At 29.3% G+C, this 16009-nt stretch carries 18 protein-coding genes, 5 tRNA genes and 1 pseudogene; 20 read left to right on the top strand and 4 right to left on the bottom strand.

Annotated elements, in window-relative coordinates:
- The 4 genes and pseudogenes from AJ886_RS10590 to AJ886_RS07815 all read right to left on the bottom strand — a co-directional run.
- Positions 1-1661: pseudogene (locus AJ886_RS10590) on the bottom strand (hypothetical protein); the annotation flags it as partial.
- Positions 1662-1867: 206 nt separating this feature from the next.
- Positions 1868-2644, bottom strand: coding sequence for a UDP-N-acetylmuramate dehydrogenase (locus AJ886_RS07825; protein WP_070243034.1), 777 nt, complete (start codon positions 2642-2644; stop codon positions 1868-1870).
- Positions 2641-2910 carry a flagellar biosynthesis protein FliQ gene (gene fliQ, locus AJ886_RS07820; protein WP_002851290.1) on the bottom strand — a complete coding sequence of 90 codons (270 nt, stop codon included), beginning with the start codon at positions 2908-2910 and terminating at the stop codon, positions 2641-2643. The genes AJ886_RS07825 and fliQ overlap by 4 nt, the downstream gene beginning before the upstream one ends.
- 11 nt (positions 2911-2921) lie before the next feature.
- The gene (locus tag AJ886_RS07815; RefSeq protein WP_070287500.1) at positions 2922-3782 is read right to left on the bottom strand and encodes a menaquinone biosynthesis family protein; all 861 of its coding nucleotides are present in this window, start codon (positions 3780-3782) and stop codon (positions 2922-2924) included.
- Positions 3783-3887: 105 nt separating this feature from the next.
- Here AJ886_RS07815 and recA point away from each other — a divergent pair, with 105 nt between their 5' ends.
- From recA to AJ886_RS07720, 20 genes are all read left to right on the top strand, one after another.
- A complete protein-coding gene (gene recA / locus AJ886_RS07810; RefSeq protein WP_002862302.1) occupies positions 3888-4919 on the top strand; it encodes a recombinase RecA in 1032 nt (343 codons plus the stop codon).
- Complete coding sequence (eno, locus tag AJ886_RS07805) at positions 4919-6163, top strand: phosphopyruvate hydratase (protein ID WP_002862301.1); 1245 nt, start codon at positions 4919-4921, stop codon at positions 6161-6163. The genes recA and eno overlap by 1 nt, the downstream gene beginning before the upstream one ends.
- Positions 6164-6228: 65 nt before the next feature.
- Positions 6229-6432, top strand: a complete 204-nt coding sequence (locus tag AJ886_RS07800; protein WP_002839177.1) for a hypothetical protein — start codon at positions 6229-6231, stop codon at positions 6430-6432.
- A complete protein-coding gene (gene cgpA / locus AJ886_RS07795) occupies positions 6422-7084 on the top strand; it encodes a glycoprotein CgpA (protein ID WP_002851387.1) in 663 nt (220 codons plus the stop codon). The genes AJ886_RS07800 and cgpA overlap by 11 nt, the downstream gene beginning before the upstream one ends.
- Positions 7084-7932: a DNA ligase gene (locus AJ886_RS07790; RefSeq protein ID WP_044794075.1), complete on the top strand. Its 849-nt coding sequence runs from the start codon at positions 7084-7086 to the stop codon at positions 7930-7932. Before cgpA ends, AJ886_RS07790 begins: the two co-directional genes overlap by 1 nt.
- Positions 7933-7974: 42 nt before the next feature.
- Positions 7975-8052 (top strand) — tRNA-Pro (locus AJ886_RS07785).
- A 24-nt stretch (positions 8053-8076) separates the two neighbouring features.
- Positions 8077-8153, top strand: a tRNA-His gene (locus tag AJ886_RS07780).
- A 4-nt stretch (positions 8154-8157) separates the two neighbouring features.
- A tRNA-Arg gene (locus AJ886_RS07775) sits at positions 8158-8234 on the top strand.
- A 14-nt stretch (positions 8235-8248) separates the two neighbouring features.
- Positions 8249-8325: transfer RNA gene (locus tag AJ886_RS07770), tRNA-Arg, on the top strand.
- 5 nt (positions 8326-8330) lie between these two features.
- Positions 8331-8415 (top strand) — tRNA-Leu (locus tag AJ886_RS07765).
- Between the two features lie 296 nt (positions 8416-8711).
- The gene (locus tag AJ886_RS07760) at positions 8712-9851 is read left to right on the top strand and encodes a tyrosine-type recombinase/integrase (RefSeq protein ID WP_070239935.1); all 1140 of its coding nucleotides are present in this window, start codon (positions 8712-8714) and stop codon (positions 9849-9851) included.
- Position 9852: 1 nt separating this feature from the next.
- Positions 9853-10494 carry a hypothetical protein gene (locus tag AJ886_RS07755; RefSeq protein WP_070243029.1) on the top strand — a complete coding sequence of 214 codons (642 nt, stop codon included), beginning with the start codon at positions 9853-9855 and terminating at the stop codon, positions 10492-10494.
- A 118-nt stretch (positions 10495-10612) separates the two neighbouring features.
- Positions 10613-10840 carry a type II toxin-antitoxin system HicA family toxin gene (locus AJ886_RS07750; protein WP_070287499.1) on the top strand — a complete coding sequence of 76 codons (228 nt, stop codon included), beginning with the start codon at positions 10613-10615 and terminating at the stop codon, positions 10838-10840.
- Positions 10837-11205, top strand: coding sequence for a hypothetical protein (locus AJ886_RS07745; protein ID WP_002860113.1), 369 nt, complete (start codon positions 10837-10839; stop codon positions 11203-11205). Before AJ886_RS07750 ends, AJ886_RS07745 begins: the two co-directional genes overlap by 4 nt.
- A gap of 10 nt (positions 11206-11215) precedes the next feature.
- Positions 11216-11353, top strand: coding sequence for a hypothetical protein (locus AJ886_RS10585; RefSeq protein WP_186820747.1), 138 nt, complete (start codon positions 11216-11218; stop codon positions 11351-11353).
- Between the two features lie 37 nt (positions 11354-11390).
- Positions 11391-12245 (top strand): hypothetical protein, encoded by an 855-nt coding sequence (locus tag AJ886_RS07740; RefSeq protein ID WP_070243027.1) that lies wholly within the window; start codon positions 11391-11393, stop codon positions 12243-12245.
- A 304-nt stretch (positions 12246-12549) separates the two neighbouring features.
- Positions 12550-12732, top strand: a complete 183-nt coding sequence (locus tag AJ886_RS07735) for a helix-turn-helix domain-containing protein (RefSeq protein ID WP_002869698.1) — start codon at positions 12550-12552, stop codon at positions 12730-12732.
- 10 nt (positions 12733-12742) lie between these two features.
- On the top strand, positions 12743-13036 hold the full coding sequence (locus tag AJ886_RS07730; protein WP_057100553.1) for a hypothetical protein: 294 nt from the start codon (positions 12743-12745) through the stop codon (positions 13034-13036).
- 1 nt (position 13037) lies between these two features.
- Positions 13038-14153, top strand: a complete 1116-nt coding sequence (locus AJ886_RS07725; RefSeq protein WP_070287498.1) for a hypothetical protein — start codon at positions 13038-13040, stop codon at positions 14151-14153.
- Positions 14150-15346 (top strand): AAA family ATPase, encoded by a 1197-nt coding sequence (locus tag AJ886_RS07720; protein ID WP_070287497.1) that lies wholly within the window; start codon positions 14150-14152, stop codon positions 15344-15346. The genes AJ886_RS07725 and AJ886_RS07720 overlap by 4 nt, the downstream gene beginning before the upstream one ends.
- Positions 15347-16009: the final 663 nt, after the last annotated feature.

Raw genomic sequence — 16009 nt, 5'->3', positions numbered from 1 at the left:
TTAGTGTTTTCCCCACTAACTGTAATACCACCTGTTATACTTCCTGAGCCAGAATTAGAGATAGCTTGACCTGAAGAAGAAGTTACAGTAGCTCCATCTTCTACTTTTATAGAGCCTTCTATTTTTCCGCTTTCATTAGATATACCAGCGCCACTTCCACCTTCTACTCTAGATCCTTCACCGGATAAAATTATTTCTCCGCTTAAAGAAGCTGCTTTTTCTAATCTTATACCATTAACTTTACCTTGTATAATGCCACCATTTTTAAGTTCTATTTTACTAGTACTTGAACCAACATCTAAAGCAATTCCATGATTATCGCTATAAATTCCACTTACTGTACCATCTTTTTTTAAGTTTGTTCCATCTATATATAATTCTCCTAGAGTTTGCCATTGACCTACTGCTATTCCAGCTTTTTTTCCATAAACTACACCTCCATCTTTTATGGTAAGTGTTCCAAATTTACCATAGGATACATATATAGCAGAAGTAGCTGAATTGATAGTTCCTGTGTTGATGATATTTTCTATGGTGCCACCCTGTCCTAGTTTTATGGCACCACCCCAATCTATATCGCTAGTGCTATTTATAGTGCCTTTATTTTCAAGTGTTTTTATAATGCTATTTTGTATAAGAATGGCAGCAGAACCACCATTCATAGTACCATTATTGATAAAATTTTCTATGGTTCCACCCGATGATCTTATAGCCCCAGAAACTCCTTGTATAATTCCATCATTAACAAAAGTTTTGATATCAGTGTTTCCACTTACCCAAACCCCGTTACTCCATTCTATGCTTTGTCCAATTGAATCAATTAAACCTTTATTAGTAAAAGTATCTATTTTTGTATTAACAAGCACTCCTGCTTCTGAGCCTTGTATGGTTCCACTGTTAGCATTGGTAAAATTTGTCATAGTACCTTGGCCTATATTAACCCCCTTGCCTGCACTAATAAAACCACTATTAGTAAAGCTATTTATATTGGAATTGTTTGCAACATCAATGGCAATTGAATTGCTTGTGATAGTTCCGCTATTATTAAAGGTTTCTATATTGGTATTTTTTCCTTCGAAAAAAATTCCTTTATCATTATTAGAAGCTGTTATAGTCCCACTATTTTCAAATTTATCTATATTAAGAGTTCCTGAATTATTTCCCCAAATTCCCATATAAATTTGACCATTAACTTGACCTTTATTTTCAAAGGTGTTAACAGTGATGGTTCCTGTGAGGTTATCTTGGCTATTTTGTATGGCTACTTTACCATTGATGGTTCCATTGTTGGTAAGATTGGTAAGTGTAAGAGTATCGCTACCACTAGCATGGGCGTAAATAATATTACCTTTATTACCTATACTGCCTAAAGTTCCGCTTGATCCGATTGTTAAAGAATTTGATGTTCCATTTCCAGTAATGGTTATTGTGTTAGTTTCTGAACCACTTACAGTCGTATTAGTATTCTGATAAACACTTGCTGATCTAGCTTTAGTATTTTTATTTGCTTCATCATAAGTTTTTATTTCAGGAGCAAGTGTAGCATTAGCACAACTCGCTAAGAAAGAAATAGTAGCTAAAGATAAAACTATCTTTTTAGAATTTAAACAGGGTTCTTTACCCTCTCCTATAGGTGTTTTAGTTAATGTGATATTTTTCATAAGAATTTCCTCCCTTTATAATTTGTTCTATATATTATATTTTTTAAAAATAATATAAAATACAAAATAAAACGACAGAATATTAAAATAGTTATACTTAAAATATTATTAAATACTTATTATAATAAAACTATATGGTTTGAATTTATGTTTTATTTAAAGTTAGATTAAGAGTAAATTTTTTAGACTTTTATTGTTTTCTGTGTTTAGATTATAATCACTTCATTTTCTAAGTTTATGCCAAATTCTTCAAAGACTTTTTTTCTGGCTAATTTGATAAGAAAAAACGCATCTTCAAAACTTGCATTTTTTTTATTGATTAAAAAATTTGCGTGTTTATCGCTTAACATAGCATCTCCTTTGCTAAATCCTTTAAGTCCTACAGCTTCGATTAAACGTCCTGCAAAGTCGTTTTTTGGATTTTTAAAGATAGAGCCAAAGCTTGCTCCACTAGGTTGGTTGTTCCTTGCATTTTTTAAAGCTTTATCTTTAAGGGTATCAAAGCCAAAGTTTAGTTTAAATTCAGCCCAAAAAAAAGGCATATTTAAAGGACAAAAACGATAATCAAAATTTATATTTTCTCTTAAAATTTCGCCTTGAAAAGTAGCAATTTTGATTAAATTTTGACTAATACACTCTCCTTTAAGTCCTGCATTCATTTTCAAAAGCCCGCCAAGTGTACCAGGAATTTTGCTTAAATACTCAAAACCCTTAAGATTATTTTCTTTGGCAAAGCGATATATTTTGCTTGATTTTGTTTTGCAGCCTATGCGAAGATGGGTGAAATCTTTATTTTGATCTAAAATTTGTATAAAATCAAAACTATCTCCTAAAACTCCTATATTTTTAGGTTTTGGGCTAACTAAAAGGTTATTTGCGCCGCCTATTAAAAAACCATCAAAATCACAAATTTGATCCAAAACTAAAACTTCAAATTCATTTCCTATACGCACAGAAGAGTATTTTTTAAAATCAATGATCATTTGATAAAAGTTGGAATTTGATTTAGTATGTTTTCAGTAAAGTCAATCATAGTTGTAGTCATCCAAGGCATTAAAAAGATTAAAATAACTACAACCAGGATGATTTTAGGAACAAAAGAAAGTGTCATTTCGTTAATCTGTGTAGTTGCTTGAAAAATACTGATTACAAGCCCTGCAATAAGCCCTGCTAAAAGCATAGGCAAGGAAAGTAAAAGTGTGATTTTAAAGGTTTGCACTCCAAGAGCAACTAAGGTACTTTCATCCATTTTTATCCTTTTTAAGAATTTCTAGCTTCTTCGTATTCGCTAGGGATAAGATAATCATTTACATGTATGATTTTATCATAAAATTTATAATCATATCCTAGTTTAAAAAGCGTATCTACAGCTAAAAGTTGAGTTTGATTCATGCTAATGGAGTTTTTATTGGCATATAGATTAAGATAAGTATCCAGTTTTTCTTCATCAACACGGATAAGTTTTCTTTCCATAAGCATAGGGGCTAAAATTTTACGATTTGCATCGGCGATTTTTACAGCATTGGTTAAATCCTTTTCGATCTTAATCGCATCGCTTAAAGGCAAAGAGCGACGCAAAGCCATTCCACCTAAAGGCAAAGGTAAATTTTCTTTAGCAAATTCAAGCCATATATCCCAAAGTTCTGCTTCCACGCAAAGACTTTGATCAAATTCTAAAATGCTTTCATGGATCAAAACTCCTGCATCTACTTCACCACTTAAAACTGCATTTTCAATGTCTAAAAAATTCTTATAAATAATTCTAGCTTCAGGGTATTTCATACGAAAAATCAAAGCATTGGTGGTATTTGCTCCACTCAAAGCGACTTTAAAATTTCTTTTTAAATGTGTGTCTTTTTTCTTGATGAGTTTTGGCCCATAACCTTCGCCAAAACTCACTGCTGTGCGTAAAAGCGCATATTCAGAAGCAATTAAAGGATAAAGCCCAAAAGAAATAGCCGTAGCATCAAATTCATTTTTCAAAGCAAATTCATTTAAAGTTTGTATATCTAAAGCTGTATTTTCATAAGCAAAATCATTCCCTATCCACCCAAATTTAATAGCCATATACATAAAAATATCATCAGCATCAGGAGAATGCGCAATAGTAATTTTTTTCATCTATGCTTCCTTTAAATCTTTGCTCTAATTCTAGCAAAATAAATCATTATTTAATTTTATTTTGTTAGAATTCTAGCTAAAAATTTAGAATTTTTAAGGAAAGTTATGGATGATAATAAAAGAAAATCCCTAGACGCTGCCCTAAAAAGTTTAGATAAAACCTTTGGAAAAGGCACTATCTTAAGACTAGGGGATAAAGAAGTTGAGCAAATCGATAGCATAGGCACAGGTTCAGTTGGGCTTGATCTTGCTTTAGGTATAGGCGGTGTTCCAAAAGGAAGAATTATAGAAATTTATGGGCCTGAAAGTTCAGGTAAAACCACTCTAACTTTACACATTATCGCAGAATGCCAAAAAGCAGGTGGAGTTTGTGCTTTTATCGATGCAGAACATGCGCTTGATGTAAAATATGCTAAAAATTTAGGTGTAAATACAGATGATTTGTATGTTTCTCAGCCTGATTTTGGAGAGCAAGCTTTAGAAATTGTAGAAACTATAGCAAGAAGTGGTGCAGTAGATCTTATCGTAGTAGATAGTGTTGCAGCACTTACCCCAAAAGCAGAAATTGAAGGCGATATGGGCGATCAACATGTAGGACTTCAAGCAAGACTTATGTCTCAAGCTCTAAGAAAACTTACAGGTATAGTTCATAAAATGAATACCACAGTAATTTTCATCAACCAAATTCGTATGAAAATCGGTGCTATGGGTTATGGTACTCCTGAAACCACAACAGGTGGAAATGCGTTAAAATTTTATGCTTCTGTGCGTTTAGATGTTAGAAAAGTAGCAACCTTAAAACAAAACGAAGAACCTATAGGAAATCGTGTAAAAGTAAAAGTAGTTAAAAATAAAGTTGCTCCTCCATTCAGACAAGCTGAATTTGATGTGATGTTTGGAGAGGGTTTAAGCCGTGAAGGTGAGTTGATTGATTACGGTGTAAAACTTGATATTGTAGATAAAAGTGGTGCGTGGTTCTCTTATAAAGATAAAAAACTTGGACAAGGTAGAGAAAACTCAAAAGCTTTTTTAAAAGAAAACCCTGAAATTGCAGATGAAATCACAAAAGCGATTCAAAATTCTATGGGAATAGAAGGTATGTTCAGCGGTAGCGAAGATGACGAAGGAGAAGAATAATGTTAGTAATTGAAGATGTTAGAGCCTATGAAGTTCTTGATAGCAGAGGAAATCCAACTGTAAAAGCCGAAGTTACACTAAGCGATGGAAGTGTAGGTGCGGCCATAGTTCCAAGTGGTGCAAGTACAGGTTCAAAAGAGGCTTTAGAATTGCGTGATAATGATGAAAGATTTGGCGGAAAAGGCGTTTTAAAAGCTGTTGCAAATGTCAATGAAACCATTGCAGATGAAATTTTAGGGCTAGATGCTTTTAATCAAACTCAACTTGATGATACTTTGCGTGAGCTTGATGGAACAAAGAACTATTCAAATTTAGGTGCAAATGCGACTTTAGGCGTATCTATGGCAACAGCTCGTGCGGCTGCGGCTGCTTTGGGAATGCCTTTGTATCGCTACTTAGGTGGTGCAAATGCGAGCATTTTACCTGTACCAATGTGTAATATCATAAATGGCGGTGCTCATGCAAACAACAATGTAGATTTTCAAGAATTTATGATCATGCCTTTTGGTTTTACTAGTTTTAAAGAAGCTTTGCGTTCAGTTTGTGAAATTTATGCGATATTAAAAAAAGAACTCGCAAATTCTGGACATTCTACAGCTTTAGGTGATGAAGGCGGTTTTGCTCCAAATTTAGCTAATAACACAGAACCTATCGATCTTTTAATGACTTGTATCAAAAAAGCAGGTTATGAAAATCGTGTAAAAATTGCTCTTGATGTAGCAAGTACAGAATTTTTCAAAGATGGTAAATACCACATGGAAGGCAAGGCTTTTTCAAGCGAGGATTTGATCGAACGCTATGTAGAACTTTGTGCAAAATATCCAATTTGCAGTATCGAAGATGGCTTAGCTGAAAATGACTTTGAAGGTTGGATTAAGCTTACTGAAAAATTGGGCAATAAAATTCAGCTTGTAGGCGATGATTTGTTTGTAACTAATGAAGATATTTTAAGAGAAGGCATCATCAAAAAAATGGCAAATGCTGTGCTTATTAAACCAAATCAAATCGGAACTATTACCCAAACTATGAGAACTGTGCGTTTAGCACAAAGAAATAACTATAAATGCGTGATGAGTCATAGAAGCGGCGAAAGTGAAGATGCTTTTATAGCAGATTTTGCCGTAGCTTTAAATACAGGACAAATCAAAACAGGAGCCCTAGCAAGAGGCGAAAGAACTGCAAAATACAATCGCTTGCTTGAAATTGAACTTGAAAGTGATGAATACTTAGGAGAAAAGCTCTGAGCGATTTACTTAAAGAATACGACGAAAGCACAAGAAAAAAAAGTTTTTATACCCATGTTATAAAAATGATTTTTTGGGCTTTTCTTGTTGTAATTGGAGCGATTTATTTTGGCAATATGTTTTTTGGGCAGTATTCTTTAGATACTTTATTGAGCTTAGAAAATACCAAAGAAGAGCTTAATAAAAAGATTATTTTGCTCAAAGAACAAAATGCTAAAGCACAAAAAGATTATTTTGAATTAAAAGGATTATACCCAAATGAAAACTAGAATTTTAGCAATATTTTTTATTTTTACCTCTCTTTTATATGCTGATGAAAATCCTTTCAAGACAGATCAAAATATAACCTTGGTTGCTCCACCTGAATTTCAAAAAGAGGAAGTTAAATTTAATTCTAGTGCAAGAATTTTAAAAAGCATTACTTTTAATTATATCAATTTAGACGGAAGTGAAGATAAGATCGATTTAGATGTCAATAAAAGTATTGATTGGCACGATACTTATACTATATCAAGATTTAAAAGCCCTGATCCTTCAAAAGTACTTGATGTTTCAGTTACTATACCTGAAAAAAATAGTTCTAAACAAGAATCAAACTCAACAGCCAATGTTGAAATACCTTTACAGGTTGCAAAGATTTATGATTTTATTTCTTACGCGGTTTATAAAAACAAAATAAAACTTAACACTAGTGATGAAATGATCACAGATTTTTCAGTAGGAAATCCAAGCAAAATCGTTATAGATTTTAGATCTAAAATGATTAGCCCTACAAAAAACATACGCCTTAGCAATTCTATTTTTAAACGCATAGACTTTGGATCTCATAAAGGATATTATCGACTTGTAATATATCTTGATGGAACTTATAATTATAATATTCAAAAAGATGCAACTGGATATATGATTAATCTGCTTTGATGAGATTTATTTTTTTAATATGTTGTGCTTGTTTAGTTTTTGCTAATGAAATTTTACTTCTTAGCAAATTCGATAAGCAAGATTTTAACTCTAAAGATTTTAATGCTTACTTGATGAGCGAAAAATTTGATGGAGTACGTGGAATTTGGGATGGAAAATATCTAAAAACTCGCCAAAATTATAAAATAAAAACTCCTGACTTTTTTACAAAAAATTTCCCTCCTTTTGCTATTGATGGTGAGCTTTGGATAGCAAGAAATAAATTTGATGAAATTTCAGCTTTAATTCGTAGTGGCGATAGCAATTTGACCTTATGGAAGGAAGTAACTTATAATATTTTTGATGTGCCAAATGCTTGCGAAGAATTTCAAATTTCTACTTGTACTCTTAAAAATCGTTTGGCTGTTTTAGAAGAGTATTTGCAAAAATATCCTAGTGCCTATATAAAAATTATTCCTCAAATTCCAGTTGAAAATCAAAATAATTTAAATCAATTTTACGAAAGCATTATAAAAAATCAAGGTGAAGGTATTGTCATACGCAAAAATTTAAGTCCTTATGAAAAAGGCAGAAGTAAAAATGCTATGAAATTAAAACCCTATGATGATGCAGAATGTGAGTTGGTAGGATTTCGCAAGGGTAAGGGTAAATTTGAAAATCAAGTAGGTGCCTTACTTTGTAAAATGCCTAATGGACAAATCATTAAAATAGGCAGTGGTTTAAAAGATGAAGATAGAAAAAATCCTCCAAAAATTGGTAGTATTGTGACTTATAAATTTAATGGATTGACCAAAAATTCCTTACCTCGCTTTCCGGTTTTTTTAAGAATAAGAGATGAAAATCCTTGACTTTAAAATTATTTTGTGATAAAATATTTCCTTTTATTTATTCGGGGTGTAGCGCAGTCTGGTTAGCGCACTTGGTTTGGGACCAAGGGGCCGAAGGTTCGAATCCTTTCACCCCGACCATTTTTTATAAATTTATACAAAATGGTGAGTGTAGCTCAGTCGGTTAGAGCATCAGATTGTGGTCCTGAGGGTCGTGGGTTCAATTCCCATCACTCACCCCACTAAGCGCTCGTAGCTCAACTGGATAGAGCAACAGACTTCGGATCTGTAGGTTATGGGTTCGATTCCTATCGGGCGCACCACCAAGATTTTATATGCGTTCATAGCTCAGCTGGATAGAGCAACGGCCTTCTAAGCCGTAGGTCAGAGGTTCGAATCCTCTTGGGCGTACCACTTTAGCGGATGTGGTGAAATTGGCAGACACGCCAGACTTAGGATCTGGTGCAGCAATGCGTGAAGGTTCAAGTCCTTTCATCCGCACCACTCTAAACCCCATTTTACCATACTTTGAGAGATTTTGCTTAAATTACGCTGAAGCCTTTGAAGTCCCATTATATCATTTCGAATTATTTCAAAAAGGCAACCTTTTAGCAGGTAACTTTTAATAGTAACCGGATAAAAGGATAGCTATAAAATAGTCCTTTTAATCCATTTAAGTTTAGCGGCAAAAAAGGTAAAAATAAGCCTTAACCTTAAAGCAAAGGTAACCTAAGATAATTTTATTAAGTTTATAAGGCTTTGAAATACGCTATAATATAGCAAAAATAATAAGGTTAAAAATGGCGATTGATAGAAAGGATTATAATATACCAATAGGAAAAGGGACGCATTTAAAAAGACATAAAAATAAAATCAACGCCTTTTTATTTAGAATGCAAAATGGGGGTAAAGAAAAGCAACACGCTTTTACTATTCCTTTGCGCCCTGCGTGGAATGAAAACGAATATATAAGAATAGCACTTGCAAGAGCTAAAGAATATGAAAACGAGTTTAAAAAGCTTTTTAGCGTTGGATATGCTTTAAACTCTAGCATTTTGATAAAAAATCTTTTTGAGATATTTATAAAAACCAATTACAACATAAAAGATTTAAACGAACAACACAAAGGACACATAAGAAATCTAATAAGCATTTTTAATAATCATATCTTAGAGCCATTAGGAAATATACACTTAGATGAACTTACGCTTTACAAGGTGCAAGAGTTTTATAATGGAATGAAAAACAAAGGATTAGAGCCAAAAACATATAATAGAGCCATTAAAGAAGTGCTAAGCCCTATGATTAGATATGCAGTAAAAAATAAATGGATTAATGAAAATGTTACATTAGGTTTAAAGCTTGATAGAGTGCAAAATAAAAAGCTTGTTACTAATCCTAAAGGCAAATATGAAGCTATTTTAAATGCTATTTTAGAACTATACAAAGATAATTTACTTTATAAGGCTTTATTCTTGCTTATACATAGTGGTAGGCGTAGGGATGAGGTTTTAAGTTTGCTTTGGCAAAATGTAGATTTAGAAAGAAAAACCATATTTTTGCCAAAGACAAAAAATGGCGAAGCACAAGAGCACGCCTTAGATGATGAATGCTATAATGCACTAAAGGCTTTAAAAGATGAGGTTAAACAAGACAAAGGTTTAGTTTTTGTTTCTAGCATTAGCGGTAAAAAAATATCAAATTTGGCAAGGCAAGAAGCCAAAATAAGAGAACTTAGCGGAGTAAAAGAATGGACGCCCCATTTTTCAAGGCACATAAAGGCTAGTTTTTTAATGCAAAATGGAGTTAATCCCGCAGTTATTAGTGGAGCTTTAGGGCATAGGGATTTAAGCACTATAAATATTTATGCGACTAATGATACACTTAAGGCAAGTCAAAGAGCTAATGAAGCTTTAAAAAAGCTACAAGAAAAAGATTAAAATGTTAGATTTAGATTTTATCTTTTCAAAACAAAGATTAGAGCATTATAAAGATATAAACGAACATTTTGAGAACTTGAAATTAATATCTAAGATAATACCTAAAATAGCAATACTTGAAATTTATCTAAGAAATGCCCTAGATTATGAATTAAATAGTAATTGCAAAGAATGGATAAAAACTAGCGATAATCCTTTTTTATTGGCTAAAATAAATGAGTTTAAAGACAAAGAAAGTTTAGAACCTCATCAAATCTTATCACGCCTTAGCTTAGGTGTAGTAGCTAAATTAATCATATCCTATAAGGTGCAAAATAAGATTTTAGATTTAAGGGCTTTTGATTTTAGGAAGTATAGCAGTAGTAATAGAAACTTTTTTATTTACGAAAATACAAAACAAGGCTTTGATAATATAGATAAAGTTAATATAGTTTTAAACTTGCTACATACTTTAAGGAATAGAGCCTGTCATTTTGAAAATCTTTTAAAAATTAGAGAAAATGATAATAAATTATATCCACGCATAAGCACAAAAGAAAAAGGGACTAATATAGGTTTAATGCCTGGTAAGATAGAAAACTTTTTAAATGATTTGATTTGCTTAATAAATGAAGATTTGTTAGATTATCTTAATAGGGGTTGAGCCCCCCTTTGAATGTAAAAGAATTATAAAATACAAATACTTAATAAAATATAAAATACCTTGTAAGACTTTGAATACATTTAAAATATTTTAAGACAATTATATATATAATACATATATGAGTAACAAAGAAAAGTTAATCAAAGAATTAGAAAATAACCCCAAAAATGCAAGTTTTGATAACATAGAAAAGCTTTTAAAATGGTATGGTTATGAACTAGTTAGTATTAGGGGAAGTCATCATAAATTTAAAAAAGATAATAAAAGCATTATTGTGCCTTTGCATAAACCTATAAAAGAAGTTTATGTAAAGCAAATATTAAAACTTTTAAAGGGTGAAAAATGAAAAAAGATATAAATTATTATTTGAATTTGCCTTATAAGATTAATTTAGTAAAACTTGATGATGGCGATTATTTCGCACAATTTGATGATAAAGAACTTAATAAACTTGTCTTAATGGCAGGAGATGGTAAAACACCAAACGAAGCAATAGAAGATTTAAAAAATGCCTTTGCTTGTTATTTAGAAGAAGCTTTGGCTAAAAATGAGTTTATCCCAGAACCCATACAAAAAGACAAAAGTAAAAATCTAGCTATTACCTTAAAAAATAGTCTTGTAGATGAAATAGACTTTTATTCTAAAAAAATGGGCTTATCAAGGAGTGCATTTTTAGCGGTATCGGCTAAGGCATATATTAAAACACTTTAAGGGGTTAAAAATGAACTTGATTTTAGAAAATGTAAGTGATGATTTGGCAAAAGCCATTAAGGCAATGGCAAAAATAGCAAATACAAAAGTAAAGTTAAAAAAAGAAAAGAAACTTACTATTAATGGCTTTAATTTAAGTTTATTTTAATAAGTGGTTAAATGGGAAAAAGAGAGTAAAATAAGCGATGTTACCAAGTTTTAAAGCTGATTTTGAAGTGGCGATAAAATGGGAAAAAGAAAGAGAATGTCAAGAAGCCATTAATGATAAAATAGAGCCATATTATAATATAGAAATAGAAAAAGCAAAAGATGAAAACTATTTATATGATTATTTATGTAATAGTTGGCTTGAAAATCCTTTATATTTTATCTTTCAAAGTGAAGAATGCACAATTTTAAATAATAAGATAGAAGAACAAAAAATTGCCTTATGTGATTTTTTACTTAATAATGATATTCTTTTTAATAGCTTTAAGATTTTTAACAAATTATCCCCAAGAGAAAGAGTAAAAGAAAGAGAAAATATAATACATAATTTATCACATTTTGTAAAATTTTCAATGGAAAAGTTTTTATATAATACTATATTTAAAAGCGAAATAAAAAAAACTTCAACACAAATAAAAAAAGATAATGAAATATTAGTCAAAGCTTTAAAAATATTAGATGAAAATTTGAAAGATGAAAATATACTAAAAAATACAATAATAGTCCAATATCATTTTTATAAATTTTGTAATGCTTGTAGAAAAATACCAGTAGCAGAAGAATTGAAAAATTATATATTTACCAATAGACTGCTAAGTAGAAATATAAAAGAATATATCAATTTTTACATAAAGCTAGCTATTAATAAAAATATTTTATTTTCTATAGATTTTAACAATAACAAAAATTACATCAATGCTTGTAATAATATTTTTGATGATTTTATGTTTAAAATGCAAGAAAAATATAAACTGAATAAAAGAGAAGTTAAAAGAAAAGAGCTTAAAAATGCTATTATAAAAGCTTTTGATAATTATTTAAGATATAATTAATATATAATACAATTAATTAAAATATTTTAATTTTAATTTTGTCTTGTCTTTTATTTTAAAAACTGCTAAAATACTCCATAAAATATTTCAAATAATATTTTTTAATTTAATGAAACTTGAAAAGCTTTAAACTTTTTGAGCTAGTGCGTTTCAATCAAGTCGCCAAACAAAGAATTAAAACGCACAATTTCATTATAAGAGCCATAGTTTAAGCCCTTAAAAGAAATTGTAATAAATTTAAACTTACTAATTCCTTTTTAATGGCTTTATTAATTGCATTAATAAAATTTAGAAAGGATATAAAATGCAAGACACAAACAAAGACTTTTTAACTATACAAGAAGTAATTACACTTTACAGCTTAAGCAAAGATACTCAAAATAAATACAGAATGCAAAAGAAAATACCTTATATTAAAATAGGTAAAAAAATCTTTTATGAAAAAGTTAAGCTTGATGAGTGGTTTAAAAACCATACTATCAATTAAAGGGTAAGTTATGAATGATAGACAAGCTTTAGAATACTTAAAAGATGAGTTATTATTTATTTTTAATGTAAGATTTAAATATTTTGATTTTTCAATGTTTAGCCTATTGAAAGATAAACTTAGACCACTACTAAAAAATACAAGCTTTGAAAAAGAAATTAAAGAGCTTTTATCAGTTTTAGAAGTTCATAAAAAAAGCTTTTTAGAAAATAAGGTTTTTATAAAGAAAGAGCAAAAAAGGATTATTCTTTTAAATGCTTGTAAGGCAACTTATGAAGCTTTAAAACACAAATTAAAGGCTTAAAATGAGTATAAGCCTTTTTAATGATGAAATAAAGGCGTATATAAAAAATTATTATTCTATAGTTGATTTTTTATATTTACGTTATGGTTTGGAGTTTGATAAACAAGGAAATGAAAAGCACAATAAAAGCCTTAAAATAAAAACTAACACTTGCTTGATTACTGATTTTAACGGAAGTTTTAGTGGAGATATAATCGATTTTATAGCTTTTAAAGAAAATGTTGAGTTAAAAGAAGCTTTGATTATATTTAGTGATTTTAACAGGTTACCCACGCAAAAGGTGGGTAGCTTTAAACCACAAAAAGAGCCTTTAAAAGATAATAGCTATTTAAAAAATATAGCTTATTCTTTACAGGCTAATTTTAATTTAGCTAATAGCGATTTTATAGAATGTAAGGCTTTAGAAAAAGCTTTTTTTAATGATTTTAGACTTTTTATGCACTTATGTAAATTAAATTTTTTAAAAGATGATGAGTTTGAAAGTATTTTAAAAGACTATTTTGCTTTTTCAAAAGATGATAAAAGTTTAGCTTTTATCTTGAAAGATAAAAACGAAATTAAAAGCGTAGCTATTAGAGAAAAGCTTTTTAAAAATGAATTAGTCAAATGGTTTAAAGTTAAAGGTAGTAGCAATAAATTTATAAAACTTATAAAAGCCAAAGAAAAAGGCTTATTAAAAGATTATTGTTTTATCTTTAGTGGCATAAAAGAAATTATAGTAAGTGAATTGCTGGGATTAAACGCGGTTTGTTTTCAAAGTGATAGCGTGATGCAAAATATACACTCACACGAGCAAATAAATGAGCTTTTAAACCTCATCGATAATAAAAGAATAGTTTTTATAGTTGAAAACGATGAGAGCAGTTTTAAAGCTAATTTAGAGCTTTTAAAAGAATTAATACAAATAAATCCTTTAAAAAAAGGTTATTGTGTTTTTAATTATGATGAGGTAAAAAACGCTGATTTTATAGATTTTTTAGCTTATTTAATGAAAGAGTTAAGACAAGACTACCAAAGAGATAAAAAAGGCTTAAATAGTTTTTTTTCTTATATGGAAAAATACTTTAAGAATTATTTTAATAAAAAAATGAATTTATTTTTAAAGGTAATAAAATGAAAGATTATAGTAAAGAAATTAATAATTTAAAAGAAATAAAAAGTCAAGCCCTAGATAATAATAAACTTGACTTTAAAGAATTTGAAAATATTGAAAGGAAATCAAATGAAACAAATTATAACCCTAGTAAAATTATATCACAAAATGCAAATATAAAAAATAATTCTTTTGTAGATTTAACACAATGGGCTATAAGAAGCGTTGATTTAGAAAAAATAGAATTTACATCTTTAATCGATGATTTTTTAGATAAAGGGAGTATTAGTTTTTTAACAAGTGAAGCTAATAAGGGTAAAACTTTTTTAAGTTTTGCTATTTGCAAGCATTTATTAGAATTTAACAAGATTAGAAAAATTATTTATTTTGATGGTGATAATAGCAAAATAACCATTAAAAGCAGGATTAAAAAAAGTATGCAAATAGGGGGATATTATTTTTTAGATTATCCTGCTTTTAATTATATACAAACAAGCAATGCTTTAGAGTGTGGAACTGATGAGATAGAAGTTAATTTTAACTTTATTGTTGAAAAATATCTAGAACCTTTAATGCAAAGCGGTGGTTTGGTTAATGTTTTTATCGTATTTGATAGCCTTTTTAACTTTTTTAATGGTGATATGAATGATAATAAAAAAGTAGCTGAATTTATGAAAATAATTAAAAAAATAAGTCATAAAGGCGAAGCTACTTTTTTATTTATACATCACAAGGGAAAGAGTGCTGAAAGTGAGTTCATGGGTGGGGTTAATTTCTTAAATGCGACCGATAACCTTTTTAAAATACAAACAAGCAATAACGATGGAGAAATTTTAAATATAGAATTAAATACAAAAAAGGCAAGAAATTTTTTACCTTATAATTTAAAGGTAGATATAGACCTAAATACGCTTGATTTAAAAATAGAAAGAGCAATAAATGAAAACGATACAAACTTTCTTACAAAAGCTAAAGAAATCATAGAACAAAAAGGCGAGATTTTGCAAGGGGAGTTATTAGAGCTTTTAGAAAAATCAAAAACCGATACACATGCTATTAAAAAGCTAGAAAGTGGAAAAGGGTTATATTTTAATATACTAGAAAAATCAAGGGCAACGGGTGGAAAAGCTTTAAAGCATTATGTGCCTTTAAAAGAGAATAAAACCATCATTAACGGCATAGAAATAAATGCCGAGCAAACTTTATTTAGCGAATAAGTAAAAAGCTATATGAGTTTAAATCATATAGCTTAAAACTTAATTATTATCTTATAGCTATAGCTTAACAAAAACACTCCTAAAATCAAAAAAGTATTTTTACCGATAAAACACCTTAGACAAAAAATAAAAACGCTTAAAATCGCTTATTTTAATATTAGTTTATTTTTATACTTTTTATTTTGATAAATAATATCATTTGTTATTTTATCATTTTATATTTTTTATTCTTTTTATATTGCGTGAAACATTTTTTTATATAAAAGAAATTATATATCAATTATAATCAATTATAAAATAGCCTTTATAATTGAAGCAAATATAGATAAAATAAGGCTTTATAAGCATTTTAACAAAAATAGCATTTATAATTGATTGAAATAACTATTTTATAGGTATTTGAAGCATTTATAAGCATCAATTATAAATAACTTTGCTTTTTGCCTTATAATTGATGATTTTTTAGTAAAAATCTTAAAAAACATAGGCATAAAGAGAAAAGATTTATAATTGATAGGATTTAAGGTTTGAAAGTATGGTAAATTAGGTATTTGTATCAATTATAAAGGCTATTTTCCTTAAAAATGGAGCAAATCCCTATTTTATAGGCATTTTAATCAATTATAAAGGGTAATTTATAATTGATTATAATTGCTTTATATT

The organism is Campylobacter sp. BCW_6465 (genome assembly GCF_001762815.1).
In the GTDB taxonomy this organism is placed as follows: domain Bacteria; phylum Campylobacterota; class Campylobacteria; order Campylobacterales; family Campylobacteraceae; genus Campylobacter_D; species Campylobacter_D jejuni.
This window is presented reverse-complemented; position numbering and strand designations above follow the sequence as displayed.

Excerpts from the sequence above, each read along its gene's own strand:
- AJ886_RS07825 (WP_070243034.1), bottom strand. The coding sequence starts at position 2,644 with ATGATCATTGATTTTAAAAAATACTCTTCTGTGCGTATAGGAAATGAA.
- fliQ (WP_002851290.1), bottom strand. The coding sequence starts at position 2,910 with ATGGATGAAAGTACCTTAGTTGCTCTTGGAGTGCAAACCTTTAAAATC.
- AJ886_RS07815 (WP_070287500.1), bottom strand. The coding sequence starts at position 3,782 with ATGAAAAAAATTACTATTGCGCATTCTCCTGATGCTGATGATATTTTT.
- recA (WP_002862302.1), top strand. The coding sequence starts at position 3,888 with ATGGATGATAATAAAAGAAAATCCCTAGACGCTGCCCTAAAAAGTTTA.
- eno (WP_002862301.1), top strand. The coding sequence starts at position 4,919 with ATGTTAGTAATTGAAGATGTTAGAGCCTATGAAGTTCTTGATAGCAGA.
- AJ886_RS07800 (WP_002839177.1), top strand. The coding sequence starts at position 6,229 with ATGATTTTTTGGGCTTTTCTTGTTGTAATTGGAGCGATTTATTTTGGC.
- cgpA (WP_002851387.1), top strand. The coding sequence starts at position 6,422 with ATGAAAACTAGAATTTTAGCAATATTTTTTATTTTTACCTCTCTTTTA.
- AJ886_RS07790 (WP_044794075.1), top strand. The coding sequence starts at position 7,084 with ATGAGATTTATTTTTTTAATATGTTGTGCTTGTTTAGTTTTTGCTAAT.
- AJ886_RS07760 (WP_070239935.1), top strand. The coding sequence starts at position 8,712 with ATGGCGATTGATAGAAAGGATTATAATATACCAATAGGAAAAGGGACG.
- AJ886_RS07755 (WP_070243029.1), top strand. The coding sequence starts at position 9,853 with ATGTTAGATTTAGATTTTATCTTTTCAAAACAAAGATTAGAGCATTAT.
- AJ886_RS07750 (WP_070287499.1), top strand. The coding sequence starts at position 10,613 with ATGAGTAACAAAGAAAAGTTAATCAAAGAATTAGAAAATAACCCCAAA.
- AJ886_RS07745 (WP_002860113.1), top strand. The coding sequence starts at position 10,837 with ATGAAAAAAGATATAAATTATTATTTGAATTTGCCTTATAAGATTAAT.
- AJ886_RS10585 (WP_186820747.1), top strand. The coding sequence starts at position 11,216 with ATGAACTTGATTTTAGAAAATGTAAGTGATGATTTGGCAAAAGCCATT.
- AJ886_RS07740 (WP_070243027.1), top strand. The coding sequence starts at position 11,391 with ATGTTACCAAGTTTTAAAGCTGATTTTGAAGTGGCGATAAAATGGGAA.
- AJ886_RS07735 (WP_002869698.1), top strand. The coding sequence starts at position 12,550 with ATGCAAGACACAAACAAAGACTTTTTAACTATACAAGAAGTAATTACA.
- AJ886_RS07730 (WP_057100553.1), top strand. The coding sequence starts at position 12,743 with ATGAATGATAGACAAGCTTTAGAATACTTAAAAGATGAGTTATTATTT.
- AJ886_RS07725 (WP_070287498.1), top strand. The coding sequence starts at position 13,038 with ATGAGTATAAGCCTTTTTAATGATGAAATAAAGGCGTATATAAAAAAT.
- AJ886_RS07720 (WP_070287497.1), top strand. The coding sequence starts at position 14,150 with ATGAAAGATTATAGTAAAGAAATTAATAATTTAAAAGAAATAAAAAGT.